The following is a 25,319-nucleotide window of genomic DNA, read 5'->3' as shown; positions in this document are numbered from 1 at the left end:
GATCGAGGGAGTCTCGCAGGCCGTCGCCGAGGAGGTTTACGGCGAGGACGGTGATGGAGAGGAACACGGCCGGGAACAGGATGATATGCGGCCGGACCTGCCAGAGCGCCCTGCCCTCGGCCATGATGTTGCCCCAGGACGGCGTCGCCGGCGGCACGCCGGCGCCGATGAAGGACAGGATCGCCTCGACGATCATGGCGCTGGCGCAGATATAGGTCGCCTGCACGCTCATCGGCGCGAAGGTGTTGGGCAGGATATGTCTGATGATGATGCGCGGCACGCGCGCGCCATTGGCCACGGCAGCCTCGACATAGGGCTGCTCGCGCAGCGACAGCACGACGCCGCGCACGAGGCGCGCCACGCGCGGGATCTCGGCGATGGTGATGGCGAGGATGACGTTGCCGACCGAGCCGCGCGTCAGCGCCATCAGGGCGATGGCGAGCAGGATCGGCGGGATCGACATCATGCCGTCGATGACGCGCATGATGATGCCGTCGGCCCAGCGCACGAAGCCGGCGAAGAGGCCGATGGTCAGCCCCACGACCGAGGACAGCACGGCGACGCTGAAGCCGACGAGGAGCGAGACCCGCGCCCCGTAGATCACGCGCGAGTAGATGTCGCGGCCGAGCATGTCGGTGCCGAACCAGTAGAGCTCGGAGGGCACGCGGGTGCGCCTGGACGGCGAGATCGCGGTCGGGTCGACCGTGCCGAGCAGCGGGGCGAAGATGCCGATGAGCGCCATCAGCACGAGCAGGCCGCCGCCGATCGCGACGGAGGGGTGGCGCCGCAGATAGCGGCGGAAGCGCACGGAGCGGCTGAGGCCGGGAGCCTTGATCGGCTCGGCAGCCACGACGCCGACGGGGGCCGGAATGGACGATTGMGCGGTCAATAGCGGATCCTCGGGTCGACGAGGGTGTAGGTCAGGTCGATCAGCAGGTTCACCAGCACGTAGACCAGGCTGAACATCAGCACGACGCCCTGGATCACGGGATAGTCGCGSCGCAGGATGGCATCRACGGTGAGCCGGCCGAGGCCGGGAATGGCGAAGACGCTYTCGGTGACGACCGCGCCGCCGATCAAAAGCGCGATGCCGATGCCGATGATGGTGACGATCGGCACCGCCGCGTTCTTGAGCGAGTGCAGGAAGAGCACGTCCTTCTGGGCCACGCCCTTGGCCTGGGCGGTGCGGACGTARTCCTGCTGGAGCACCTCGAGCATCGTGGCGCGGGTGATGCGGGCGATCAGCGCGATATAGACGAGGCCCAGCGTGACCGAGGGCAGGATCAGGTTCCTGAGCCAGGGCCACAGGCCCTGCGAGATCGGGGTGTARCCCTGCACCGGCAGCCAATCGAGCTTCAGCGCGAAGAAATAGGCGAGCAGGTAGCCGACGACGAAGACCGGCACGGAAAAGCCGAGGACGGCGAAGGCCATCGCGGCCTTGTCGATCCAGCTCCCGGCCTTCCAGGCCGCGAGCACGCCCATCGGCACGGCGATGACGACGGCGAAGATCACGGTCAGCACCATCAGCGAGACGGTCGGCTCGATGCGCTGGGAGATGAGCTGCGTCACCGGCAGCGAGGTGAAGATCGAGGTGCCGAGATCRCCCTGCAGCACGCGGAAGGACCATTCGGCGAAGCGCACGAGATAGGGCCGGTCGAGCCCSAGGCTGGCGCGGATGCGCTCGACATCGGCGGGCGAGGCCTGGTCACCGGCGATGATGGCCGCCGGGTCGCCCGGCGCGATATAGAGCAGCGAAAAGACGAACAGCGCCACGAAGGCCATCACAGGGATGGTCGTGAAAATGCGCCTGACAACAAAAGCGAGCATAAGGCCGACGAGCCTCGTTCACATCGAATCCAGGAGCCGCGGCCCGGTTTTCGTCCGGGTCGCGACGAGGCGAGGTGTCGGAGCGGCCGGGCCGGCTCCGAAGAGGCAGAGCGGCCCCGCCGCTCCGCGACAGGCATCAGGCCTTGGTGACGTCCCAGAAGAAGGGCAGCGGGCCGCTGACGACGCCCGAGACGTTCTTCCGCCAGGCCTGGTAGCTCAGATAGAAGCCGGTCGGCGCATAGACGACGTTTTCGACCGCCGCCTTGTTGAGCTTGGCCATTGCCGCCTTTTCGCCGGCCAGGTCCTTGGCATTGAACCAGTTGGTGACCTCTGCCTCGACGGTCGGCACGTCAGGCCAGCCGAACCAGGCCTTTTCGCCATTGGCCCGGATCGCGGTATAGGCGGCCGGATTGATGCAGTCGGCGCCGGCGTGCCAGGTGTGGAACATGCTCCAGCCGCCCTGCCCCGGCGGGGTCTTCTGGGCGCGGCGAGAGCCGACCGTGCCCCAGTCGGTGGCGACGAAATCGACGTTCATGCCGATGCTCTTGAGCAACTCGGCCGTGACGTCGCCCATCGACTTGGTGGCCGCCATGTCCTGCGCGACGACGCAGACGACGGGCTCGCCCTTGTAGCCGGACTCGGCCAGCAGCTTCTTCGCCTCGGCGACGTTGCGCTTCTTCAGGATGTCGCCGCCCTCTTCGGTGTAGAGCGGCGTGCCCGGCGTGAAGAAGCCCGGCAGCGGCTTCCAGAGCTTGTCGTCGTCGCCGACGACGGCGCGCATGTAGTCTTCCTGGTTCAGCGCCGTCAGCACGGCCTGACGCACCTTCAGATTGTTGAAGGGCGGGAAGAGGTGATTCATGCGGAAGGCGCCGACATTGCCCAGGGGATCGCCGATATCGACGTTGATGTCCTTATGCGCCTTGAGCACGGGCACGAGATCGGCGAGCGGCGTCTCCCACCAGTCGACCTCGCCGTTCTGGAGCGCTGCGGCCGCCGTCGCCGCATCGGGCATGATCACCCATTCGATACGGTTGACGAGGATGTTCTTGCCGCCGGCGAGCCAGTCCGCCTTCTCGGAGCGTGGCTTGTAGTCCGCGAACTTCTCGAACACCGCCTTGGCGCCGGGCACCCAGTCGCTGCGCAGGAACTTCATCGGGCCCGAGCCGACATATTCGGTGATCTGCGTGAAGGGGTCGGTCTTGGCGATGCGCTCCGGCATTATGAAGGAGCACGGGGCGTTGTTCTTGGCGAGCGCCAGCAGCATCTTCGGGAAGGGCTGCTTCAGCGTCCATTTCCAGGTCAGTTCGTCGACCGGGGCAAGCTCGACCTGCAGGCCGCGGATCATCAGGCCCATCGGGTCGCGCGCCGACCAGCGCACCAGGCTCGCGACCACGTCCTTCGACGTGACCGGCGTGCCGTCATGGAATTTCAGGCCGGAGCGCAGCTTGAACGTCCAGGTCAGGCCATCGGAGGAGACCTCCTCGGCCTCGACCATCTGGCGCTGCGGCTGGAACTTGGAATCGATGCCGTAGAGCGTGTCCCAGACCAGCGCGGCGGCGTTGCGGACGACGTATTGCGTTCCCCAGATGGGGTCGAAATTCGCGAGGTTGGCCTGCGGCACGAAGCGGAGGGTCTTGCTTGCCCCTTGCGCCAGCGCCGGCATCGCCAGCCCGCCCGTGGCTGCCGCTACGCCGACGCCCGTCGCGGATTTCAGAAATGTCCTGCGATCCATTATGTTCTCCCCTGAAGCGGCGCCTCTGATCGGGCTGCCTTGCTGCAAGTCTGGGCAGAAAAATCCTGCCTGACAACAAGCAATGGCACCTGATCGAGACCTTTCGGCCGCCTGCACGGTTCGTGCCACACGGAGCCTCAGGAGCTGGAATCCTTGGCTTGTCGCTCCCATCGCAATATTATGCGGAAATTCCGACAATAGCGAAAAAATTCGCGATTAAAGCGGTTTGACCGGCAGATCGATGCGCGCGAAAGGCTGGGCCTGTTCGAAGGCCGCAGCCGCTCTGAGCACCAGTGCATCTTTGCCAAAGGCGCCTACGATTTGAAGCCCCGCCGGCAGCCCCGCTCGTGTCAGCCCACAAGGCACCGAGACCGCCGGCTGCTCGGTGATGTTGAAGGGGTAGGTGAAGGGCGTCCAGCGCGTCCAGTCCTCGCCATAGGCGCCATGCTCCGGCGTGTTGCGACCGACGGCGAAGGCCGGCAGCGGCAGCGTCGGGGTCAGCAGCAGGTCGTAACGGGCATGGAACTGCGCCATGCGGGAGGCCAGCGCATTGCGCTGGTTGAGCAGCGCGTCGGCATAGGTCGATGCCGGAATGCGTCCGCCCCGCTCGGCCACCGCGACGAGGCCGGGATCCATCCGTGCCCGCGTCGCCGCGTCGACGCCACGCAGCGCCAGGGCCGCCCCGGACGCCCAGATCGTCATCAGTGTCTCGACGGGGTCGGCGAAGCCGGGATCGACTTCCTCGACCGTCGCGCCGAGTTCGGCGAAGATCTGGGCAGCGGCTGCCGTAAGCGCCGCGATCTCGGGATCGACGATCACATCCTGACCGAGGCGCGGCGACCAGGCGATGCGCAGGCCCCTGACGCCGCCCTTCAGCCCGTCGACATAATCCGGCGGGCGGCTCGTCATCGCGGTCATGTCGCGGGTATCGGGCTGGCCGATCACCTGCATCGCCAGCGCGGTATCGGTGACGGTGCGGGTCAACGGCCCGATATGGGCGAGGAAACCCATGGTCGAGACCGGCCAGGCCGGGACGCGGCCATAGCTGGGCTTCAGGCCGACGACACCGGTGAAGGCGGCCGGGATGCGCACGGAGCCGGCGCCATCCGTACCGATATGGATACAGCCGAGATTGAGCGCGGCGCAGGAAGCGGCACCGGAGGAGGAACCGCCGGGCCCGGTCCCGGTATTCCAGGGATTGCGCGTGATGCCCGAGGCCGGGGAATCGCCGACGCCCTTCCAGCCATATTCGGGCATGGTGGTCTTGCCGAGGAAGACCGTGCCGGCCTCGCGCAGCCGCGCCGTGGCGGGCGAATCCTCGGCGAAGGGCGCGTCGGAGGCGATTGCGGAGCCGCGCTGCATCGACCAGCCGGCGACCCCGATATTGTCCTTGATGGTGACGGGCACGCCGTCGAGCGGGCCGACCGCCTCGCCTTTCAGCCAGCGTGCCTGCGACGCTTCCGCCATCGCCAGCGCCACGGCGTCGCCACGTACCGTGAAGGCGTTGATGTCGGGCTCGAAGCGCTCGATGCGAGCGAGCGCATCCTTCGCGACCTCGACGGGAGAGAGTTCCTTGCTGGCGTAGAGCGGGCCGAGCTCGGCGGCGGAAAGCGAGGCGATCGTCGTCATCGAAGCTCCTTTTATGACCTTATTGGGAAACCGAGCCCTCATCCTGATCCGCACCAGTGGCGCTTCTCAGGACGCGGGCTGATCTGTTCAAGCGCTTTCAGGCGTTGGCGACGCGCCAGGCCGTGCTGAGCAGGATGTTGGCGCCGGCGACCATGTCGTCGTCGGTGCTGAACTCGGCCGGGTTGTGCGAGAGCCCGCCGATCGAGGGAATGAAGACCATCGCGGTCGGGCAGAGCCGCGCCATCATCTGCGCGTCATGGCCGGCTCCCGAGATCATGCGCCGGATCGGCAGCCCGAATTCGCCGGCGCTGCGCTCGACCTCGGCGATCAGTTCCTCGGCGAAGGGCGTCGCGGGGAAGCGCGCGAGGTCGCGGAACGAGATCTGGATGTCGTCGCGCTCGGCCAGCTCGGCGCAGAAGCGGCGCACCGCCTCCTCGGCCTGGGCGAGCGGCGCATCGAGCGGATTGCGCAGGTCGAGCGTCATCACCACCGTCTCTGGCACGACGTTGACGTTGCCGGGTTGCGTGCGGATGACACCGCAATTGGCGAGCTGGTGTGGGATCGTCTTGGTCAGCTCGTTGGCGAAGATGTTGATGCGCGCGGCAGCGAGGCCGGGATCCTTGCGATAGGCCATCGGCGTCGTGCCGGCATGGCTCGGGCGCCCCTTCAGGGTGAGCTCCAGCCAGCAGATCGCCTGGATGCCGGTGACGGCGCCGAGGCCGCCGCCCTCGCTCTCCAGGATCGGCCCCTGCTCGATATGCATCTCGAGATAGGCATGCGCGGGCAGGAAGCCCGGCTGCTCGGCACCCTCGTAGCCGATGCGCTTCAGCTCGGCGCCGAGGCCGACGCCTTCGGAATCGACTTCTTTGTGGGCCGCATCGACGCTCATGCCGCCGGCCCAGACATAGGAGCCGAGCATGTCGGGATGGAAGCGGGCGCCTTCCTCGTTGGTGAAGGCGATGACGGCCATGTCGCGCTTCGGCGTGAGCCCGGCATCGCGCAGCGCCGCCAGGACCTCGACGCCGGCGACGACGCCGAGCGCGCCGTCGAAGCGCCCGCCGGTGCCGACCGTGTCGATATGCGAGCCCATGATGAGAGCCGGTCCGTCCTCGAGCCCCTTCAGGATGCCGACGATGTTGCCGATCGCGTCGACGCGGACGTCGAGGCCGAGCGCCTGCATCTGAGCGACGAGCCAGTCGCGACCCTGTTTGTCCTCGTCGGTCAGGGCGAGGCGACGGCAGCCCCCTTCCGGCGTGGCACCGATCTTCGCGAGTTCTCCGAGGCGCGAGGTCAATCTCGCGCCGTCGATCCTCAGATTGGTGCTCATCGCTTCAGGCCCCCCTGCGTTCCGGAAGGCAAGATGCAGACCGCAACGTCGCTTGTCGACCCGCGTCCAGCGCATCGGCTCCGGGCGGCGTCAGACATGGGCGTGGCTGTTTCGGGGTTGCAATCGGGAGTAGAAGCGGCGCCCCGAGAAAGAGCTTCATGACGATCGCCGACGCCTCGCAACCGCTCAGTCCCTGGCTCACCGAGGCGCGCGCCATGCTCGCCCTCAGCTGGCCGATGGTGCTGACCAATGTCGCGCAGACGGCGATGACGGCGACCGACGTCATCATGATGGGCCATCTCAGCCCGGACGCCCTGGCAGCCGGCGCGCTCGGCACCAATCTCTACAATTCCGTGCTGATCTTCGGCATCGGCGTGATGGGTGCGGTCTCGCCGATGATCGCGATCGAACTCGGCCGCAACCGGCATGCGGTGCGCGATCTGCGCCGCACGGTGCGGCAAGGCTTCTGGGCCGCCGCCACGATGGTCGGGCCGATGTGGCTGTTTCTGTGGCAGGCCGAGTTCATTCTCAGGGCGATGGGGCAGGACCCCGGCCTGTCGAAGGCAGCAGCTTCCTATGTCCACACGCTGCAATGGGGCCTGCTGCCCTTCTTCCTCTATCTGTGCCTGCGCGGCTTCGTCGCCGCTTTGCAGCGGCCGCGCTGGGCTTTCATCGTCGTGCTGTTCGCGGTCGCCTTCAACGCCCTCGCCAACTGGTGCCTGATGTTTGGGCAGCTGGGCTTTCCCGCGCTCGGCCTGCCGGGCTCGGGGCTGGCGACGGCCTTGTCATCGGCCCTGATGTTCGCGGGGCTGGCGCTCGTCGTCGTGCTCGACCGGCGCTTCCGGCGCTATCATCTGCTCGGCCGCTTCTGGGTGCCGGACTGGTCGCGCTACCGCGCCTTCTGGCGCCTCGGCCTGCCCATCGGCCTGACGCTCGCCTTCGAGGTGGTGATCTTCAACGGCGCCGCCTTCCTGATGGGTCTGATCGGCGCGTCCTCCCTCGCGGCGCACGCCATCGCGATCCAGATCGCCTCGCTGACATTCATGGTGCCGCTCGGCATCGGCCAGGCCGGCACGGTGCGCGTGGGCCGCGCCTTCGGCGCCGGCGACAAGGACGGCATCCGCCGCGCCGGCACCATGGCGCTCATCCTCGCCCTGAGCTTCATGACCTGCACCGCCCTGCTGATGGCTGTCGTGCCGCAATGGCTGGTCGCGCCCTTCCTCGACCGCTCCAAGCCGGGGGCGGAAGCGGTGGCGCAGCTCGCGATGATCTTCCTGTTCTATGCCGCAGTCTTCCAGATCGCCGATGGCGCGCAGGTCATCGGCTCGTCGATCCTGCGCGGGCTCGGCGACACCCGCCTGCCGATGATCCTGGCAGGCATCGGCTATTGGGGCATCGGCCTGCCGCTTTCAGCGGCACTCGGCTTCCTGACCCCGCTCGCCGGGCGCGGCATCTGGATCGGGCTCGCGATCGGGCTTGCCGTCGTCGCCGTGATGATGCTGTGGCGCTGGTGGGCGCGCGAGCGGCTGGGCCTGCTGCGGTGGGGCTTGAGGGAAGCGTCCTAGCTTAATCCGATCATCGAAGCGGCGCCTGATGCAGGGTGTGACCCGACCCCGTCTGTGGCTGATCGGCAACAGAGTTGCACGGACACAATTTGGCCACCTCCTGTTCACCCCACGGCCATCTCGGGAACCTTGAACGGGGACCTGCAACGGCGCATGGAACCCCGGCGCCGTCCCACCGTTGATTTCCCGCCCGCAACGCCGAGTTTTTTGTCGATGTCCCCCGCCCGCCCGCCCGCCTCTTCCCTCGCCCGGCCGACCCGTCGCGTTTTCGCGGCGCTGACCCCGCTCTTCCTCGCGGCCTGCGTAGGCCAGCGCCAGCAACCCTTCGAGGTTGCCTCGCGTGGGCCGCATGTCAGCGCCGAGTATCTCGCGATGTATGGCGAGCGGCCCGACGAGCAGCACCCGCTGCCGGCGACGGACCTGGACGAGGTCGACCCGCAGTTCCTGCGCCGCATCGTGTCCTATCCGACACGCGAGCAGCCCGGCACCATCGTCGTCGATACCGACAACCGCTTCCTCTACCTCGTTCAGGAGAACGGCAAGGCGATCCGCTACGGCATCGGCGTCGGCAAGCAGGGCATGTCCTGGCGTGGCCGGGCCACCGTCGCCCGCAAGGCGCAGTGGCCGCGCTGGACGCCCACTCCCGCGATGATCGCCCGCGAGCCGGAGCGGAACCGCCCCTGGGCTGCCGGCATGGCCGGCGGGCTCGAGAACCCGCTCGGTGCCCGCGCGCTTTATCTCTACCAGGGCAGCCGCGACACGCTGTATCGCATCCATGGCACGTCCGAGCCGTGGTCGATCGGCAAGTCCGTCTCGTCTGGCTGCATCCGCCTGTTCAACCAGGACATCATCGATCTCTACAGCCGCGTACCGACCGGCACGGCCGTCGTGGTGCTCAACCGCGGCACGCTGCAGCCGAACATGGATGGCGACGAGATCCCGCCGCCGGATGACGATTTCGGCGGCAGCATCTGAAGCGCGCGGCAGCGTGCCGCGGCTTCGGCCTTGATACTGTCACAGGACGGTCCCACCTCTTGAGCGCGGCGCAAGCGATGCCGCGCAACGAGAGGAGATGACGATGACGCCGCAGGAACGCGACGTGATCGCCGGGATTTTCGACCGCCTGAAACAGGCGGCCAGTCAGCCCCGCGACCCCGAGGCTGAGAACTTCATCGCAGAACGCCTGCGCGAGCAGCCCTATGCGCCTTATGCCATGGCCCAGGCGGTCTATGTGCAGGAGCAGGCCCTCACCAATCTGAACCAGCAGGTCGAGAGCCTGCAGGCGCAGCTGCGCGAAGCTCAGACCCGCGCCAGCGAGGCCGCATCCCAGCCGGCGGCCGGCGGCTTCCTGTCAGGCATCTTCGGCGGCGCCAGCCCGCCGCGTGCCGGATCGGTGCCCTCCGTCCCGCCGCGCGGCGACGCGCCCGCGCCGTCCGGCGCCTGGAACACGCAGCCGCAGGGCCAGCCCATGCAGGCGGCGCCGATGCAGGCCGCCGCGTCCGCGCAGCCCGGCCCGTGGAGCAACCAGCCGCAGCAGGCCGCCGGCCGTGGCGGCGGCTTCATGGCGAGCGCCCTGACGACGGCGGCCGGCGTCGCCGGCGGTCTCGTCCTCGGCAACGTCCTGACCAATGCCTTCAGCGGCGCGGGTAACGCTGCCAAGCCCGCGACCCCGGCGGCCGCGGCGGATACGAGCGCCAGCACCAACACCGATGCCGGTGCCAGCACGCAACAGGCGGCCTATGACCAGGGCGCCTCGGACCAGGCAGCGCAGGATCGCTCGGGCTACGACCAGGGTTATGACGGCGAGGCCAGATCCGAGCCAGCGACTTACGAGGACGACGATCCGGGCCTCGATTCCGGCGACGATGACAGCTGGGTCTGACGCCAGCACCGAAACGACAAAGCCCGCCTGAGAAGGCGGGCTTTTTCTTGCGAGCGGCTTTCCGCTCCGCCTCAGATCACCAGCACCTTGGCGCCGACGCGCACGCGCTCGTAGAGATCGGTGACGTCGTCATTGGTCATGCGGATGCAGCCTGACGAGACCGCCTGCCCGATGGTGTTGGGCTCGTTGGTGCCGTGAATGCGGTAGAGCGTCGAGCCGAGATACATGGCGCGCGCGCCCATCGGGTTTTCCGGGCCGCCTGCCATGAAGCGCGGCAGATCCGGCCGACGCTTGAGCATCTCGGCCGGCGGCGTCCAACTCGGCCATTCCGCCTTGCGGGACACCGTCTTCATCCCCGCCCATGAGAAGCCGGGGCGGCCGACGCCGATGCCGTAACGCAGGGCCCTGCCGCCGGGCTGCACCAGGAAGAGGAAACGCTGCGGGGTGTCGATGATGATCGTGCCGGGCTTGTGCGGCCCGTCATAGGCGACCTCCTGCTTGCGGAAGCGCGGATCGACGATCTGCTGGATGCCCTGCTGCGGCTCGACCGGCTCGCCGAGCGCGGCCATGCGGCGGCCAGCACGCGGCTGCCCCGCCGCCTCGAACGGGTCGACCTCGTAGCCGGGCGCAGATCGGACCGTCTGGCCATAAGCGTAGCCGCCGGGGCGGTTGTAGACGGCGCCGCCGCGGCCATAGGGCGTCGGGTCGCGGCCGGTCATCAGCATCTCGATGAAGCCGCCGCCATAATTCGCCCGGCCGCGGGCGGCGGCCATGGGGTCGTTCGAGGCGGCATAGCCCTGCGCCACGGCCGCGCTCGCAGCCAGGGTGCCGGCGACGACCAGCAGCGGAAGCATAATCGTTCGACGCATCACGCAATACTCTCGACATCAACTGCCGGGAGCCTGCGGCGCTGCCTCAAAGGAATGGTGAATCGCCGAGGTTTGCGGGCCGAAACCGTGCCCAAACCGCTCAATTCGCGGAATTAACCTTAGCGCGGCGTCAAATGTCAGGGTGAAGGAAAAGTTGCAGGCGCTATCACCGCGCGCTCTTTCGGGCGAGCCACCGCAGTTTCAGGCCGGTGCGCCAGCGGCCTATATCGCAGGCGAGGATGACAGCCGCATAGGCCAGCCCGCCGAGTACGATCTGAAGCGGCAGTTCCAGCGACGCAGGCAAGCGGTTCTGCAGCGGCCAGACCACCGCTCCCATCACGACACCGGCGAGGACGATGCAGCCGATATCGCGCAGCGGCGGCCAGGATGGCAGCGCGCGCAAGGCCACCGCGCCGGTGACGAGAAACGCCGTGATGAAAGCGGCACTTTGCGCGATTGCGATCGTCCCTGGCGCAAACGCTCCCGGCGGCAGGTAGATGACGGCGAGATTGACCACCAGCCCCACCAGAGCGGCGAGCGCCGCGACGCGCGTACGCCTTTCCAGCAGGAAGACCGGGTAGATCGCCGCCTGGAACAGCGCGATCGCCGCGAAGCCGGGCAGCAGCAATGCCATATGGTGGGCGAAGTGACCTCGGAAACTCGCCGGCACAAAGACCCGCTCGAAGGCCGGCAGCGTCAACCAGAAGCCCAGGGCGACGGGGAGGACGACGGCAAGCACCAACGCCATATTGCGCGCGATGCGCTTCTGCGCTGCCAGCCGCCCCCGCGTCTCGTCGAGGCGGATGACCTCTCGCAGCAGCAGGATCTCCAGCATCGACGCCAGCACGGGGAAAAGCCGCAGGCCGATATCGGAGGCGAGCGAGAAATAGCCGGCTTCCGTAAAACCAAGACGATCCGCCAGGATCGCGCGATTGAGCAGCGGGATGATGGAATAAACGGCGTTGCCGGCCACCAGCGGCAGCGCATAGCGCGCGAAGCTGCGGGCGAGGTCGGCCCGCGCCGCGGCAAAGCCCGGTCCTTCCTCGGCCAGCCTGCGGCGCACGGCGAGCACCGAGACGATGGTGCTGACGAGCCCGCCGAGAAGGACGAGCACGGGATCGCGCATCAGCCACGCCGCGCCGACCATCAGCAGGAGCGCGACGGAACTCCTGACGACGACGAGACGGGCATAGGCGGCATCGAGAAAGCGCGAGCGGGCGATGGCGCCGTGATAGTCGAACCAGCCGGCACCGACGCCCCCGGCGACGGCGACGACGAGCAGGGTCATCGGCAGGCCCGTATCGATGCCGGCCAGCAGCGCCGCGGCCAACAGCGCGCAGAGCGAGAGGCCGATGCCGGCGAAGAGCAGATCGAGGGTCGCACGGATGCCGGGATCGCGATCGCGGCCCGAATAGAAACGGATGACCGAGAGCTTCAGCCAGTCGAGCAGCGCCGTGTTGACCAGGACGACGATCGCGGCGCCGATCGCATAGACCCCGAAAGCTGCGGGGCCGAGGAACAGGGCAACGAGCAGCCCGAGGACGAAATTCAGCCCGGCATTGACGATGAAGGGCAGAAGAACGGTCATCGCCTCTCGGTCACTTCGTCCTGCGCGGCGCTGCGTGGCGGTTCGCGCGATTCGCCCGGCTGCCGCAAGCCTGCCCCGATATGGCCTAGCGTCGACGCCGCACTTTTCCAAGCCGGGAGGTGTCGGCGCCGGCACGTTCGGCGCTTTCACACCTGCAATGGCGGCATTGGGGGCCTGTGCGCCCCTCCCCTATCCGCGCCCCGGGATCGGCCTTAGACGGAGGTTGCTGCCCATGGTCCGCACGGGCGCCTTCCGGAAAGCCATGGACGCGGCCTGACATCATGACCTCGTCGATCGCTCTGCGCGCCGCGCTCGGCATCGCCCTGCTCACCGCCATGGATGCGGTGCTGAAGGGCCAGATGCAGCATCAGCCCTTCGCCCTGGCGCTGTTCATGCGCTTCCTGATGGGCGGCCTTTGCGCGCTGATCGTCCTCGCGATCGCACGCCCACCCCGCCCGACGCGCGCGAGCGTCATCGGCAATGTCGCGCGCATCCCCCTCGTCGTGCTCACGGCCGGCAGCTTCTTCTATTCGATCTCGGTGCTGCCGCTCGCCGAGGCGCTGACGCTGTCGTTCCTCGCCCCGGTCTTCGTCGCGCTGCTCGGCGGCCTGCTGTTGAAGGAGAGGATCGACAAACGCATCCTGCAGGCGCTCGGCTTCGGGCTCGCCGGCATGCTGGTCATGGTCTGGCCGCGGCTGCAGGGCCATGTCAGCGGCGCCAGTCTCGGCGTCGCGGCCGCCCTGTTCTCGGCAGTGAGCTATGCCTTCAACCTGATCCTGCTGCGGCGGATCGCGGTCCGGGAACACCCCACCGTCATCGTCGCCTTCCAGAATGTCGGGCCGGCGCTGTGCCTCGCCGTCCCCGCCGCTTTCGCCTTCGTGCCGATGGGCCTTGCCGACCTCGGGATCTATCTGGTCGCCGGCGCGCTCGGCGTCGCCGGTCATCTCACGCTCACCTCGGCCTATGCCAGGGCGACCGCCTCCCGGCTGGCAGCGATCGAATACACGGCGCTGATCTGGGCGAGCCTGCTCGGCTTCTTCGTCTTCGGCGAGGTGCCGCTGTACACAACCTATCTCGGCGCGCTGCTGATCGTGGCCGGCGCCGTCGCGGTCAGCCGGCGCTAGGCTTCGCCGGAAAGACCAGGCAGGTCTCCGTGCCGTGCGCCAGCAATCTGCCGCGCTCGTCTCGCAGGTTGCCTTCGGTCGTGATCACCGAACCGCCGCGATGGATCAGCTTGCCCTCGCAGCGCGCCGTGCCGCTATCGGGCATGACCGGCCGGACATAGTTCAGCTTCATCTCCAGCGTGGTGTAGCCCTCGCCTGACTTCAGCGTGGAGTGCGCGGCGCAGGCCATGGCGGAGTCGAGGATCGTCGCGGTCCAGCCGCCGTGGATCGTGCCGAGCGGGTTGAAGAAGCGCGCCGACGGCACACCGACGAAGACGACCCTGCCCTCCTCCGCCTCGACCAGATCGAAATCCATGGTCTGGGCAAAGGGCGGGGCCGGCTGGGTGCCGGCAATGATGCCGCGCAAGAAGCTCAGCCCCCCATCCGCAACCAGCACCTCGCGGGACACAACACCAAAGGTCCGATCCATGGTTTCCTCTCCAATCGTGTATCTGCACGATAGAGAGAGGACGGCAGGCGCGTCAATCGGAGCCGTGCGTCAACGCACGTCACGCGCCGCCTTGCGCAGCGCCTTGAGCCCCTCGCGCGTATCGCGCCAGCGCTCCTCGCCGAAGCCGCCCTCGATCTTGTCCTGCGCGGCCCGCCAATAGGGGATCGCGGCTTCGATCGCGGCCCGGCCCTTCTCCGTCACGGCATAGACGGAGGCGCGCCCGCGGCATTCGACCGGCTCGACCATTCCCTCGACCGCCAGCAGCTGGAGATTGCGCGTCAGCGACGTGCGCTCCAACGCGAAGCGCTCGGCCAGCTCGGTCACCGACTTCCATTGCCCCGTGCTCAAGGCCGAGAGCAGCACGAACTGGGTGATCTTCAGTCCGCTCGGGCGCATCGCCTCGTCATAGGCGCGCGTCACGGCGCGCGCCGTCATGCGGACGTGCAGCGCGACGCAGGAACGGGCGATGGCGTCGAGGCGGGGGTCGGGAACGGGTGTCGTCATTCGGCCATCTTAGCGTGTTCTAGCGCTGGCGGCAGCCAGTAGGCGAAGGGCGGCGATGCCGCATCTGGCGGCGTTCACTTTATCGTCGCAGGCTTCCTTGACTCTCCGCGACCCCAAGCCTATCTCCGCGGCATCTGTTAGCACTCCCGTCAGGTGACTGCTAACAGCCTCACCCGGGGCCCTTCTGCGGCGCCCGCACCGAATAAGACCGAGAGGAAGACAGAACCATGAAGTTCCGTCCTTTGCATGACCGCGTCGTGGTCCGCCGCCTGGATGGCGAAGAGAAGACCAAGGGTGGCATCATCATCCCCGAGACCGCCAAGGAAAAGCCCCAGGAGGGCGAGGTCATCGCCGTCGGTTCCGGCGCGCGTGACGAAGCCGGCAAGCTCGTTGCCCTCGACGTCAAGAAGGGCGACCGCGTCCTGTTCGGCAAGTGGTCGGGCACCGAGGTCAAGATCGACGGCCAGGATCTCCTCATCATGAAGGAATCCGACATCATGGGCGTCGTCGGCTGATAGCCGCCTGACCGCTCGCTTCCGTTTCCATTTCAAGGAGTAGCTCTCATGGCTGCCAAAGACGTCAAGTTCTCTTCCGACGCCCGCGACAAGATGCTGCGCGGCGTGGACATCCTCGCCAACGCCGTGAAGGTCACGCTCGGTCCCAAGGGCCGCAACGTCGTGATCGAGAAGTCGTTCGGCGCTCCGCGCATCACCAAGGACGGCGTCACCGTCGCCAAGGAGATCGAGCTCGCCGACAAGTTCGAGAACATGGGCGCCCAGATGGTTCGCGAAGTCGCGTCCCGTCAGAACGACCATGCCGGCGACGGCACCACGACTGCGACCGTTCTGGCCCAGGCGATCGTCCGCGAGGGCGCCAAGTCGGTGGCCGCCGGCATGAACCCGATGGATCTGAAGCGCGGCATCGATCTGGCCGTCGAGGCCATCGTCGCCGACCTCAAGAAGAACTCCAAGAAGGTCACGTCCAACGCGGAAGTCGCGCAGGTCGGCACCATCTCGGCGAACGGCGACGAGTCGGTCGGCAAGATGATCTCGACCGCCATGCAGAAGGTCGGCAACGAGGGTGTCATCACCGTCGAGGAAGCCAAGACCGCCGAGACCGAGCTCGACGTCGTCGAGGGCATGCAGTTCGACCGTGGCTATCTCTCGCCGTACTTCATCACCAACTCGGAGAAGATGGTCGCCGAGCTGGAAGACCCCTACGTCCTGATCTTCGAGAAGAAGCTGTCCTCGCTCCAGGCGATGCTGCCGATCCTCGAGGCCGTCGTTCAGACCGGCAAGCCGCTCCTGATCATCGCCGAGGACGTSGAGGGYGAGGCTCTCGCCACSCTCGTCGTCAACAAGCTCCGCGGCGGCCTCAAGGTCGCGGCCGTCAAGGCTCCGGGCTTCGGYGATCGCCGYAAGGCCATGCTCGAGGACATCTCGATCCTGACCGCCGGCCAGMTGATCTCGGAAGACCTCGGCATCAAGCTCGAGACCGTGACCCTCCAGATGCTCGGCCGCGCCAAGAAGGTGCGCATCGAGAAGGAGAACACCACGATCATCGACGGCGCCGGCAAGAAGAAGRACATCGAGGCCCGCGTCGGTCAGATCAAGGCGCAGATCGAGGAGACCACCTCGGACTACGACCGTGAGAAGCTCCAGGAGCGCCTGGCCAAGCTCGCCGGCGGCGTCGCGGTCATCCGCGTCGGCGGYKCGACCGAGGTCGAGGTCAAGGAGAAGAAGGACCGCGTCGACGAYGCCCTGAACGCGACCCGCGCTGCGGTCGAAGAAGGCRTYCTKCCGGGCGGYGGCGTYGCSCTSCTGCGYGCGCTSTCSWCSGTCAAGKCGATCAAGACCSMSAAYGACGACCAGAAGACCGGCGTCGAGATCGTCCGCAAGGCGATCATGGCTCCKGCCMRSCAGATCGTCGACAACGCCGGCGATGACGGCGCGGTCGTGATCGGCAAGCTGCTGGAGTCGAAGGACTACTCCTGGGGCTACAACGCCCAGACCGGCGWGTACGGCGATCTGGTCAAGGCCGGCATCATMGACCCGACCAAGGTCGTGCGCACGGCGATCCAGGACGCGGCTTCGATCGCTGGCCTGCTGATCACCACCGAGGCGATGATCGCCGAGCTGCCGAAGAAGGACTCCCCGATGCCCCCGATGGGCGGCGGCGGCATGGGCGGCATGGAYTTCTGATCCATCGCTCCAAGCGAACTATGGAAGGCCCGGCGCAAGCCGGGCCTTTTTCGTTTGAGCAAACATGCGCCGCGTCATCCCGGGCGACCGAAGGGAGACCCGGGATCCACGCCGGAGCATCTCCGCCTGAGTTCAGGCATGGATCCCGGATCTCCGCTTCGCTCCGTCCGGGATGACATCAGGATTTCGCGGGAGTGGGCTGGCAGCAGCCATGCGTTTCCCGCCAAAGCTGATGAAAAAGCAGGCAGTGCCCCTCGGCTCGTCATGGCCTATACATGCGACAAGCGATCCACGGCAGGATCGCGCGCATAAGTTGCATGTCGTAGGGAGATGCAAATGAAGAAGTCCCATTTCCTCTCGGGCGTCGCTATCGCGACCGCCTTGTTCCTCTCAAGCCAGGCTGCGCAGGCCGACATCACCATCGGACTTGTCGCGCCGTTGACCGGTCCGGTCGCCGCCTATGGAGACCAGGTCAAGAACGGCGCCCAGACCGCCGTCGACGTCATCAACAAGAGCGGCGGCGTGCTCGGCGAGAAGCTCGTGCTGAAGCTCGCCGACGATGCCGGCGATCCCAAGCAGGGTGTCTCGGCCGCCAACCTCCTGGTCGGCGAGAAGGTCAAGTTTGTGGTCGGCCCGGTGACCTCGGGCGTCGCCATGGCGGTTTCCGACGTGCTGGCGGAAAGCGGCCTGCTGATGGTGACGCCGACGGCGACCTCGCCGGCGCTGACCACGCGCGGCCTGACCAACGTCTTCCGCACCTGCGGCCGCGACGACCAGCAGGCGGAGATCGCCGCGACCTACGTTCTGAAGAACCTGAAGGACAAGAAGATCGCGATCGTCCACGACAAGGGCACTTACGGCAAGGGCCTCGCCGACGCCTTCCAGAAGGGCATCAATGCCGGCGGCCTCAAGGAGGTCGCCGCGCTGACAGTCAACCCCGGCGACAAGGACATGTCCGCGGTCGTGACGCGCCTCAAGGCCGCCAATGTCGATATGATCTATTTCGGCGGCTATCACCCGGAGGGTGGGCTGCTCTCCCGCCAGCTCGCCGATGCCGGCGTCAAGGCGACCATCATCGGCGGCGAAGGCCTGTCCAACACCGAGTTCGCCGCGATCGGCGGCGACCACGCCACGGGCACCCTCTTCACCAACGCCACCGACGCGCTGAAGAACCCGGATTCGGCCCAGGCCGTCGCGGCGCTGAAGGAGAAGGGCATTCCGCCCGAGGCCTTCACGCTGAACGCCTATGCCGCGGTCGAGGTGCTCAAGGCAGCCATCGAGAAGGCCGGCAAGGCGGGGGACGCCAGCGGCGCAGCCAAGGCGCTGCAATCGGGCATGCCGGTCAAGACGGCGATCGGCACGCTGACCTATGGCAAGACCGGCGACCTGAGCTCGCCGAGCTTCGCCATGTACAAATGGGACGCCGGCAAGATCGTCTCGGCCGAGTGACGAACAGGGCTTCCGACCCCGCCGGACCTCCAGCTTCGCGCCCCGGACGAGCATCGCCCGTCCGGGGCGTTTCGTTTTCTGGCTCGAAAAACATGCCCTCGTTTCACCGAACCACGCCGTCATCCCGGGCTCGACCCGGGATCCATCGAGGGCCTCGACGGCGCTCCATGATGGATCCCGGATCTCCGCTGCGCTGCGTCCGGGATGACCCGCGCCTCGACGAAAAGCAGGAGGCAACCAGCGCCTTCCTGCGCCTCGCGAGCGCCTGTCCGTCAGATGACAATTTGCTCATCCAGGCGCATGGCCATTGAAAGGCCCTATCCGCTGCGACATGGTCCGAATCGTGGCTCCCACCGTTTCCCGCCAGGATTTCAGCCCATGCGTCTGTTGAGCATTCTCGTCGCCGTGCTGGCGGTCGTCACGCTGGTCGTCGGCCAGCAAGCCGGATCGGCCGGGCTGATCGGCATGGGCGTCGTTGGCCTGCTGCTCGCGGTGGTGACCTTCCGCTCGCCGAGCCTGTCCTTCTTCCTGCGGATATTTTCGGGCGTCTTCGCCATCGAGTATCTGCTGTTCGGCGCCGCCGCGATCATGGCGCAGGTCGGCTGGTGGTCCGAGGCGCTGCAGATCCCGCCGGCTCCCACGAGCCTGCCGATCACGGTCGGCGTCTTCGGCATCCTGATCTACGCGATCTCCTTCGTGCCGGTCATCGCGCGCATATCGCGGATCGCATCGCCCTATTTCGAATCCGACCAGACCACCACCGCCAATCTCTGGCCGATCGGGCCGTTCAATATCCGCCTCGGCACGTTGGCAGTCGCGCTCTTCGTCTTCCTGATCGTGCTGAACCAGGCGCAGGTCGGCATCACACTGCGGCTCTCGTTCTTCAATCGCGACATGTATGACGCGCTGCAGAACAAGGATGCGGCGGCATTCTGGTATCAGCTCTTCTACGTCTTCTGCATCTGGGCCGCGATATGGGTAGTCGCCAACCTGATCGAGCTCTTCGCCAACTACACCATCCTGATCCGCTGGCGGCAGTTCATGGCGAACGAGTACACGCAGCGCTGGCTCGACCATGCCACGCATTACCGGATCGCGCTCGCCGGCACCGTCGACAACCCCGACCAGCGTATCGCCGAGGACACACGCTCCTTCGTCAACCAAACCTATAATTTCGCGCTGCCCCTGCTCTCGCAGGTTTCGACGCTGGTCTCGTTCTCGATCATCCTCTGGAACATTCCCGTCGCCTTCACCCTGCCGGGCACCTCCCTCGCCATCCCCGGCTACATCTTCTGGGTCGCGTTCTTCTATGCGGCTGCCGCGACCTGGCTGACCCATCTCATCGGACGCCCCCTTATCCGGCTCGAATTCGAGCAGGAGAAACGCGAGGCGAACTTCCGCTTCTCGCTGGCGCGCCTGCGCGAATATTCCGAGCAGATCGCATTGATGGTGGGCGAGCCGACCGAGCGTAGCCATCTGGCCCATCGCTTCGGCGACATCGTCGAGAACTTCTACCGGCTGGTCTGGCGCCGGCTGAAGCTCACCAGCTTCACCCTGTCCTACAACCAGCTCAGCGTGGTGCTGCCCTATATCATTCTTGCGCCGTACTATTTCGCGGGCACGATCACCCTCGGCATCATGATGCAGGTCGCCGGCGCCTTCGACCGGGTGCAGACCGCGCTCTCCTTCATCATCAACAGCTACTCGTCGATCGCGTCCTACCTCGCCTCGATCAACCGCTTGACCTCTTTCGAGACGGCGATCGCAGACGCGCATCACGGGCCGATTTCGGAGGAAGCGCTCGGCCGCGAGACCTCGCGCGACGAGAGCCTGCGCATCCGCAATGCCACGCTCCTGCTGCCGAACGGCAAGCCGATCGTGAAGCTCGGCGAGCTCGATCTCGGCAAGACGCGTTCGACGCTGCTGATCGGGCCTTCGGGCTCCGGCAAATCGACGCTGTTCCGTGCCATCGCGGGCATCTGGCCCTTCGGCGACGGCAAGGTCGGGATTCCCGCCAACGCGGAGATCATGCTGCTGCCGCAGCGGCCCTATCTGCCGCAGGGCTCGCTCAGGGCCGCGCTGGCCTATCCGGCCGAAGAGACAGCCTATGACGACGCCGCGATGTGTGCTGCGATGGACAAGGTCAAGCTCGGCCATCTCGCCGACAGGCTCGACGAGATCGATCTGTGGGGGCAGCGGCTCTCCGGCGGCGAGCAGCAGCGGCTGGCCGTCGCGCGCGCGCTGCTGAGCAAGCCGGACTGGCTCTTCCTCGACGAGGCCACCGCGTCGCTCGACGAGAAGCTGGAAGGCGAGATCTACGGCACGATCGATGCCGAGCTGCCCGAGGCCCGCATCGTCTCGATCGGCCACCGCGCGACGCTGCGCGCCATGCATGACGCCATCGTCATCATGGAGCCGAACGCGGACGGCACCTTCACGCCGACGCCGACAGCAAAAACGCCGGCTGCCTGAGGCAGCCGGCGCGAAACGGTCCGGTCGGGATCGAAACGATCAGAGCGAGCGGCTGAGGGTCAGCTCGCCCGCGGCGCCCTTGAGCACGAGACGCCCATTGACGAGGTCCCAGTTGCGGGTTGCGCGCAGCGCGGTCAGGAAGGCTCGCTCGAATTCGAGCGCGCCCTTGTCGCAGCTGCGCTTCGTCAGCGCGATCGGCCCCACGGCGAGCGCTTGCTGGCGCAGCGGATAGGCCGAAGCCGAGAAGGTGTTGCAGCCGCCGAAGCCGGTGCCGCGCAGGTTCTTGTCGATGAGCAGCGTCGCGCGCCGGTCATAGACCGGCTTGCCGTTGAGCTGAACGACACTCCAGCTCGCACCCAGCGGAAAGGTCTTCTCCTGCTGGGCTTGCGGAATCTCGGTCTGTCCGCCGCCCAGCTCGGAGCGGGACGGCATCTGCTGGCGGCGCTGCGCGGCGGCCTCGCCCGGCATCAACATCGGCAAGGCCAGGCCAGCAAGAACGGCCGCAAGGCCAAGGCGTCGGATCATGATCGTCTTACCTGCATTCACTCGCGCGGCAGCGCGACGTGCCGTCAAAATCGGTTAACACGCCTAGAGGCCAATTGGCTCAGGATCAAGGCTGAAGCGCGGCGGAAAGCATTCCGCTACGGAAAATCGTTTCAGATCCTGGCGTTGAGCCGCTCGAGCAGGCGGTTCGAACGGCGGAAGACATAGGCCGGTGCCGTCACGGTCACGTCGTCGGCGCCGAGCCCGTCGAGATGCTCGACCAGCGCGAACACGACCTTGTCCGGGCAATGCAGCGTGAGCGGCGCGCCGGGCGCAGGCGCGCCAAAGGGAAGACGAGCCCCGAAGCGCTCCTCCAGTGCCGCCAGAACATCCGGCGCGAGAGCGAGGCTCGCGCGCACTTCGCGGACCGTGCGCCCCTCCTCCTCCGCCGCGATGCGGGAGAGGATGGTCCTGGCAGCAGCCTTGGCACGATCGCCCCAGGGCGCCTGCATCGACGCGACGAGATTGGCCTCCGAAGCCAGCATCACGCCGTCATCGAGCACCTTCAGCGCATTGGCGGAGAGCGTCGCGCCGGTGGTGGTGATATCGACCACGATCTCGGCCGTGCCGGCAGCCGGCGCACCTTCCGTGGCGCCGAGGCTCTCGACGATGCGGTAATCGGCAAGGCCGTGCTGCGCGAAGAAGCGGCGGGTCAGGTGCACATATTTCGTGGCGACGCGGAGCTTGCGGCCATGGCGGGCGCGCATCGTCGAGGCGACATCGTCGAGATCGGCCATATTGCGCACGTCGATCCAGGCCTGCGGCACGGCGACGACGACATTGGCATGGCCGAAGCCCAGCGGGGTCAACATCTCGACCGCCGCATCGGCATCCGGGAGCTGCTCGCGGACGAGGTCCTCGCCGGTGATGCCGATATGGGCGGCACCCGAGGCGAGCTGCGCCACGATCTCGGAGGCCGAGAGGAAGGCGACCTCCGCGCCATCAAGCCCCGCGATCGTTCCGCGATAACCGCGCTCGCCGCTGGCCTTGACGAATTTCAGCCCGGCGCGACCGAAGAAGGCGGTGGCGTTCTCCTGCAGCCGCCCCTTCGAGGGCACGGCAAGGACGAGAGGCGCATCGGTCATCGGGCTTCTCCCGTCAGGCGGTCAAGCCAGAGCGAGGCACCGACAGCCGGGATCGGCCGGCCGGCGCCAAGGCGCCCGAGGACGTTGTCGTAACGGCCGCCGCCGGCGACGGGCTTGCCGTCGCCGCGGGCGTCGTCGTGCAGCTCGAAGATGAAGCCGGTGTAGTAGTCGAGATTGCGGGCAAACCCTGCCGAGAACTGGATGGCGCCGACATCGACGCCGCGCGCGGCCAGGAAGCCGGTGCGCTCGTCGAAGGCATCGAGCTGGCGGCCGAGATCGAGCGAAGCCTGATCGGCGAGCGCCCGCAGCGCCGCGGAGGCCGCATCCGGATCGCCCGACACGGCGAGCACCTGGGCGAGCAGCGCCTTGACGTCGCCATTGACCGGGTTCTCGCGCTCGGCGGCGCGCGCCAGGAAACGCTCGGCGATATCGCCCGCCGTGCGTCCACCGACCGTCGAAATGCCGGCGATCGAAAGCACATCCTCGACGAAGGCGCGGGCGGCCTTGGGGTCCTGCCCTTCCAGCGCCTTGAGCAGGCCGGCATGGGCAGCGTCGCCCTCGGCCGCGGGCGGATCGAGCGCATCAACGGCTTCCGCGCCCTTGCCCTGCACGACGGCGCGCACGAGACGGCGGCGCGCGCCCTGCGGCACCGCCAGCCCATCGAGCAGCGCGCCGAGCAGCGCGACATCGCCCATGGCGATGCGCGGCGCCTTCAGCCCGAGCGCGGCGGTGGTGTCGATGGTGAGCGCCATGATCTCGGCATCGGCGGCAGTGGAATCGTCCCGGCCGAAGGATTCGAGCCCGGCCTGCTGGAACTCGCCCGGCTCGCCCGAGCGCATGCGGAAGACCGGCCCGGCATAGGCATAGGACGCCGGCTCGGTCGAGCCCGAGGCGATGTGATCGAGCGCGACGGGGATGGTGTATTCGGGGCGCAGACACCAGTCGCGGCCATCGGCATCCTGCGTCATGAAGATACGACGGCGGATATCCTCACCCGACAGATCGAGGAAGACGTCGGCGGGCTGGAGGATGGCGGGCTCCGCCCGCGCATAACCCTCGCCCGCGAAGAGCGCGATCACGGTGTCGATGCTGGCGCGGCTGGCGGGCACGGCTCGTCCTGTCCTGTTGCGAGCGCCGTCCTAGCAGCGGCGCGACGAATTTTCGAGGGATTTGAGGGAAATGGGTGAATGGAGTTTGGCGGGCTGCGAGAGGCGTCATGCTCGGGTCAAGCCCGAGCATGACGCGCCTTCACGAATGTCGCGCCAGGACCCGCTTCACCCCGTCCACCAGTTCGGCCACCGGCACGGCGAACTGCGCCTCGGCCTGCTTGGCCTTGTGCTCGGCGGAATCCTTGACGTCGCGGCTGGCGGCGGCGAGCTCGGCGCCGAGGATCAGGTCCTTGATGACGACGGTGCCGGCCTCGCGCTCCGACGAGCCCTGAATGACGGCGCAGACGGCGCCGCGCCGGTCGGCATATTTCATCTGGGCGTTGAAGCCGGAAGAGCCGAGATAGAGGTCGGCGCGCAGCAGCGGCTTGCCGTCGGCGTCCTTCGCCTGCCGCAAAGCCGAGACCATCGCCTGATAGCCCGGCATGAACTCGGGCGACTTGTTGTCCATCGCGGTGACGACGACGAGCGGCAGCTCGTTGCGGCTGTCGACGATGGGCGACTTCACCGCCTTCAGCGCGGAGTAAAGCCGAGAGACGCCGATCGAGAAGCCGGTCGCCGGCACGGGCTCGGGCCGGAAGCGTCCGACGAGACCGTCATAGCGCCCGCCGCCCGCGACCGAACCGAAGCGCACGACCTGCCCGTCGTCGTTGGTAACCGGGAAGGTCAGTTCAACCTCGTAGACCGGGCCGGTGTAGTATTCGAGGCCACGGACGACGGAGGGGTCGATGCGGATGCGGCCCGGACCGTAATCCGCTGCACGCAGAAGCTCCGCGATCTGACGAAGCTCTTCCACTCCCTCTAACCCGCGCTGTGAACCGACGACCGCATCGCGAGCGAATGAAAGCGTCATTTCGTCAGATGGCCATGTTTCCTCGCCTGTCGGATCTCCAGCCGGCGCAGACTCACTCCGACGACGAGAAGCCTCGACCAATTCGGGCGTGCTTTCGCGGAAGGCAACTTGGCCTGTTAGAAGGAGGATGCGATTGGCCTGCTCCTCGCCCAGCCCCGCGCCCTTGGTGAAGTCCCCGCTCTCGTCCTTGCGTCCTTCGCCCAGCAGGAGACGCACACCCTCCGGCCCGAACTTGTCGAGCTTGTCGATCGCGCGCAGCACGTTCAGCCGGCGCCCGGCATTCTCCTCGCCGCCGAGCCCGATGGCCTCCATCACGCCGTCGAGCACCTTGCGGTTGTTGACCTTCACGACATAGTCGCCGCGCTTGATGCCGAGCTTTTCCATCGTGTCGGCGGCGAGCATGCAGATCTCGGCATCGCCTGCGACGGTGCCCGAGCCGACGATATCGGCGTCGAACTGCATGAACTGGCGGAAGCGGCCCGGCCCCGGCTTCTCGTTGCGGAAGACGTAGCCGACGCGATAGCTGCGATAGGGCTTCGGCAGCGCGTCGTAATTCTCGGCGACATAGCGGGCGAGCGGCGCCGTCAGGTCGTAGCGCAGCGAGAGCCACTGCTCGTCATCGTCCTGGAAGGAGAAGACGCCCTCGTTCGGCCGGTCCTGGTCCGGCAGGAACTTGCCGAGCGCGTCAGTGTACTCGACGAAAGGCGTCTCGACCGGATCGAAGCCATAGACCGAGAAGCTCTCGCGGATGACGGAGAGCATGCGCTCGGTGGCGGCGACATCGGCCGGGCCACGATCGACGAAGCCGCGCGGCTGGCGGGCCTTCAGCTTGGCAGGAGCGGATTTGTCGGCGGAGGACATGGGCGTTCGCAACTCGGAAACGGGTAAGCGTACCCGGAAATGGATAAGCTGGCGGGTTAGACCGTACCGGCCCGACGGGCAAGCCGCTCGTCGTCATTCTCGGGCGAAGCGAAGCGCAGACCCGAGAATCTCATGACGAGAAAGCGCAGGAG

Annotated in this window: 21 protein-coding genes; 8 read left to right on the top strand and 13 right to left on the bottom strand. The window is 67.2% G+C overall.

Annotated elements, in window-relative coordinates; genetic code table 11:
- From AC1DVA_RS04795 to AC1DVA_RS04775, 5 genes are all read right to left on the bottom strand, one after another.
- The coding region (locus AC1DVA_RS04795; protein WP_476805156.1) for an ABC transporter permease at positions 1 to 889 on the bottom strand (889 nt) is incomplete at its 3' end.
- Entirely contained in the window at positions 886 to 1,827 is a 942-nt protein-coding gene (locus AC1DVA_RS04790) for an ABC transporter permease (RefSeq protein ID WP_265054391.1), read from the bottom strand. The genes AC1DVA_RS04795 and AC1DVA_RS04790, both read right to left, overlap by 4 nt.
- Positions 1,828 to 1,963: 136 nt before the next feature.
- The gene (locus tag AC1DVA_RS04785; RefSeq protein WP_476805155.1) at positions 1,964 to 3,559 is read right to left on the bottom strand and encodes an ABC transporter substrate-binding protein; all 1,596 of its coding nucleotides are present in this window, start codon (positions 3,557 to 3,559) and stop codon (positions 1,964 to 1,966) included.
- Positions 3,560 to 3,775: 216 nt separating this feature from the next.
- Positions 3,776 to 5,188: an amidase gene (locus AC1DVA_RS04780; RefSeq protein ID WP_476805154.1), complete on the bottom strand. Its 1,413-nt coding sequence runs from the start codon at positions 5,186 to 5,188 to the stop codon at positions 3,776 to 3,778.
- Between the two features lie 97 nt (positions 5,189 to 5,285).
- Positions 5,286 to 6,515: a M20 family metallo-hydrolase gene (locus AC1DVA_RS04775; protein ID WP_476805153.1), complete on the bottom strand. Its 1,230-nt coding sequence runs from the start codon at positions 6,513 to 6,515 to the stop codon at positions 5,286 to 5,288.
- A gap of 158 nt (positions 6,516 to 6,673) precedes the next feature.
- Here AC1DVA_RS04775 and AC1DVA_RS04770 point away from each other — a divergent pair, with 158 nt between their 5' ends.
- From AC1DVA_RS04770 to AC1DVA_RS04760, 3 genes are all read left to right on the top strand, one after another.
- Positions 6,674 to 8,080 carry an MATE family efflux transporter gene (locus tag AC1DVA_RS04770; RefSeq protein ID WP_476805152.1) on the top strand — a complete coding sequence of 469 codons (1,407 nt, stop codon included), beginning with the start codon at positions 6,674 to 6,676 and terminating at the stop codon, positions 8,078 to 8,080.
- Between the two features lie 213 nt (positions 8,081 to 8,293).
- Entirely contained in the window at positions 8,294 to 9,055 is a 762-nt protein-coding gene (locus tag AC1DVA_RS04765) for a L,D-transpeptidase (protein WP_476805151.1), read from the top strand.
- Between the two features lie 103 nt (positions 9,056 to 9,158).
- Positions 9,159 to 9,962, top strand: coding sequence for a DUF2076 domain-containing protein (locus AC1DVA_RS04760; protein WP_476805150.1), 804 nt, complete (start codon positions 9,159 to 9,161; stop codon positions 9,960 to 9,962).
- A 71-nt stretch (positions 9,963 to 10,033) separates the two neighbouring features.
- Here the strand turns inward: AC1DVA_RS04760 and AC1DVA_RS04755 are convergent, their stop codons facing one another.
- Both AC1DVA_RS04755 and AC1DVA_RS04750 read right to left on the bottom strand, forming a co-directional pair.
- A complete protein-coding gene (locus AC1DVA_RS04755) occupies positions 10,034 to 10,831 on the bottom strand; it encodes a L,D-transpeptidase (protein ID WP_476805149.1) in 798 nt (265 codons plus the stop codon).
- Between the two features lie 166 nt (positions 10,832 to 10,997).
- On the bottom strand, positions 10,998 to 12,419 hold the full coding sequence (locus AC1DVA_RS04750; protein ID WP_476805148.1) for a lipopolysaccharide biosynthesis protein: 1,422 nt from the start codon (positions 12,417 to 12,419) through the stop codon (positions 10,998 to 11,000).
- A gap of 281 nt (positions 12,420 to 12,700) precedes the next feature.
- On the opposite strand from AC1DVA_RS04750, the gene AC1DVA_RS04745 reads away from it, so the two are divergent.
- Positions 12,701 to 13,543: a DMT family transporter gene (locus tag AC1DVA_RS04745; RefSeq protein ID WP_476805147.1), complete on the top strand. Its 843-nt coding sequence runs from the start codon at positions 12,701 to 12,703 to the stop codon at positions 13,541 to 13,543.
- Here the strand turns inward: AC1DVA_RS04745 and AC1DVA_RS04740 are convergent.
- Together AC1DVA_RS04740 and AC1DVA_RS04735 are read right to left on the bottom strand one after the other, a co-directional pair.
- Entirely contained in the window at positions 13,530 to 14,012 is a 483-nt protein-coding gene (locus AC1DVA_RS04740) for a PaaI family thioesterase (RefSeq protein ID WP_476805146.1), read from the bottom strand. The genes AC1DVA_RS04745 and AC1DVA_RS04740 overlap by 14 nt on opposite strands.
- Before the next feature lie 69 nt (positions 14,013 to 14,081).
- On the bottom strand, positions 14,082 to 14,537 hold the full coding sequence (locus tag AC1DVA_RS04735; protein ID WP_476805145.1) for a MarR family winged helix-turn-helix transcriptional regulator: 456 nt from the start codon (positions 14,535 to 14,537) through the stop codon (positions 14,082 to 14,084).
- A 227-nt stretch (positions 14,538 to 14,764) separates the two neighbouring features.
- Between AC1DVA_RS04735 and groES the strand changes: the two genes are divergently transcribed.
- The 4 genes from groES to AC1DVA_RS04715 all read left to right on the top strand — a co-directional run bounded on the left by groES (position 14,765) and on the right by AC1DVA_RS04715 (position 20,659).
- Complete coding sequence (gene groES / locus AC1DVA_RS04730) at positions 14,765 to 15,052, top strand: co-chaperone GroES (RefSeq protein ID WP_061964603.1); 288 nt, start codon at positions 14,765 to 14,767, stop codon at positions 15,050 to 15,052.
- 48 nt (positions 15,053 to 15,100) lie between these two features.
- The gene (gene groL, locus AC1DVA_RS04725; protein ID WP_476805144.1) at positions 15,101 to 16,738 is read left to right on the top strand and encodes a chaperonin GroEL; all 1,638 of its coding nucleotides are present in this window, start codon (positions 15,101 to 15,103) and stop codon (positions 16,736 to 16,738) included.
- 336 nt (positions 16,739 to 17,074) lie between these two features.
- The gene (locus tag AC1DVA_RS04720; protein ID WP_476805143.1) at positions 17,075 to 18,187 is read left to right on the top strand and encodes a branched-chain amino acid ABC transporter substrate-binding protein; all 1,113 of its coding nucleotides are present in this window, start codon (positions 17,075 to 17,077) and stop codon (positions 18,185 to 18,187) included.
- A 378-nt stretch (positions 18,188 to 18,565) separates the two neighbouring features.
- Entirely contained in the window at positions 18,566 to 20,659 is a 2,094-nt protein-coding gene (locus AC1DVA_RS04715; RefSeq protein ID WP_476805142.1) for an ABC transporter ATP-binding protein/permease, read from the top strand.
- Positions 20,660 to 20,698: 39 nt separating this feature from the next.
- On the opposite strand, the gene AC1DVA_RS04710 is transcribed toward AC1DVA_RS04715, so the two are convergent.
- From AC1DVA_RS04710 to hisS, 4 genes are all read right to left on the bottom strand, one after another.
- On the bottom strand, positions 20,699 to 21,184 hold the full coding sequence (locus tag AC1DVA_RS04710; protein WP_476805141.1) for an META domain-containing protein: 486 nt from the start codon (positions 21,182 to 21,184) through the stop codon (positions 20,699 to 20,701).
- 131 nt (positions 21,185 to 21,315) lie between these two features.
- Positions 21,316 to 22,287 carry an ATP phosphoribosyltransferase gene (gene hisG, locus AC1DVA_RS04705; RefSeq protein WP_265052400.1) on the bottom strand — a complete coding sequence of 324 codons (972 nt, stop codon included), beginning with the start codon at positions 22,285 to 22,287 and terminating at the stop codon, positions 21,316 to 21,318.
- Positions 22,284 to 23,396, bottom strand: a complete 1,113-nt coding sequence (locus tag AC1DVA_RS04700; RefSeq protein WP_476805140.1) for an ATP phosphoribosyltransferase regulatory subunit — start codon at positions 23,394 to 23,396, stop codon at positions 22,284 to 22,286. Before AC1DVA_RS04700 ends, hisG begins: the two co-directional genes overlap by 4 nt.
- A gap of 139 nt (positions 23,397 to 23,535) precedes the next feature.
- Positions 23,536 to 25,167, bottom strand: a complete 1,632-nt coding sequence (gene hisS, locus AC1DVA_RS04695; protein ID WP_476805139.1) for a histidine--tRNA ligase — start codon at positions 25,165 to 25,167, stop codon at positions 23,536 to 23,538.
- Positions 25,168 to 25,319 lie beyond the last annotated feature (152 nt).

It is taken from the genome of Allobosea sp. P4_C6 (genome assembly GCF_056402015.1).
This window is presented reverse-complemented; position numbering and strand designations above follow the sequence as displayed.

Coding starts and splice junctions, on each gene's coding strand:
- AC1DVA_RS04785 (WP_476805155.1), bottom strand. CDS start 3,559: ATGGATCGCAGGACATTTCTGAAATCCGCGACGGGCGTCGGCGTAGCG.
- AC1DVA_RS04780 (WP_476805154.1), bottom strand. CDS start 5,188: ATGACGACGATCGCCTCGCTTTCCGCCGCCGAGCTCGGCCCGCTCTAC.
- AC1DVA_RS04775 (WP_476805153.1), bottom strand. CDS start 6,515: ATGAGCACCAATCTGAGGATCGACGGCGCGAGATTGACCTCGCGCCTC.
- AC1DVA_RS04770 (WP_476805152.1), top strand. CDS start 6,674: ATGACGATCGCCGACGCCTCGCAACCGCTCAGTCCCTGGCTCACCGAG.
- AC1DVA_RS04765 (WP_476805151.1), top strand. CDS start 8,294: ATGTCCCCCGCCCGCCCGCCCGCCTCTTCCCTCGCCCGGCCGACCCGT.
- AC1DVA_RS04760 (WP_476805150.1), top strand. CDS start 9,159: ATGACGCCGCAGGAACGCGACGTGATCGCCGGGATTTTCGACCGCCTG.
- AC1DVA_RS04755 (WP_476805149.1), bottom strand. CDS start 10,831: ATGCGTCGAACGATTATGCTTCCGCTGCTGGTCGTCGCCGGCACCCTG.
- AC1DVA_RS04750 (WP_476805148.1), bottom strand. CDS start 12,419: ATGACCGTTCTTCTGCCCTTCATCGTCAATGCCGGGCTGAATTTCGTC.
- AC1DVA_RS04745 (WP_476805147.1), top strand. CDS start 12,701: ATGACCTCGTCGATCGCTCTGCGCGCCGCGCTCGGCATCGCCCTGCTC.
- AC1DVA_RS04740 (WP_476805146.1), bottom strand. CDS start 14,012: ATGGATCGGACCTTTGGTGTTGTGTCCCGCGAGGTGCTGGTTGCGGAT.
- AC1DVA_RS04735 (WP_476805145.1), bottom strand. CDS start 14,537: ATGACGACACCCGTTCCCGACCCCCGCCTCGACGCCATCGCCCGTTCC.
- groES (WP_061964603.1), top strand. CDS start 14,765: ATGAAGTTCCGTCCTTTGCATGACCGCGTCGTGGTCCGCCGCCTGGAT.
- AC1DVA_RS04720 (WP_476805143.1), top strand. CDS start 17,075: ATGAAGAAGTCCCATTTCCTCTCGGGCGTCGCTATCGCGACCGCCTTG.
- AC1DVA_RS04715 (WP_476805142.1), top strand. CDS start 18,566: ATGCGTCTGTTGAGCATTCTCGTCGCCGTGCTGGCGGTCGTCACGCTG.
- AC1DVA_RS04710 (WP_476805141.1), bottom strand. CDS start 21,184: ATGATCCGACGCCTTGGCCTTGCGGCCGTTCTTGCTGGCCTGGCCTTG.
- hisG (WP_265052400.1), bottom strand. CDS start 22,287: ATGACCGATGCGCCTCTCGTCCTTGCCGTGCCCTCGAAGGGGCGGCTG.
- hisS (WP_476805139.1), bottom strand. CDS start 25,167: ATGTCCTCCGCCGACAAATCCGCTCCTGCCAAGCTGAAGGCCCGCCAG.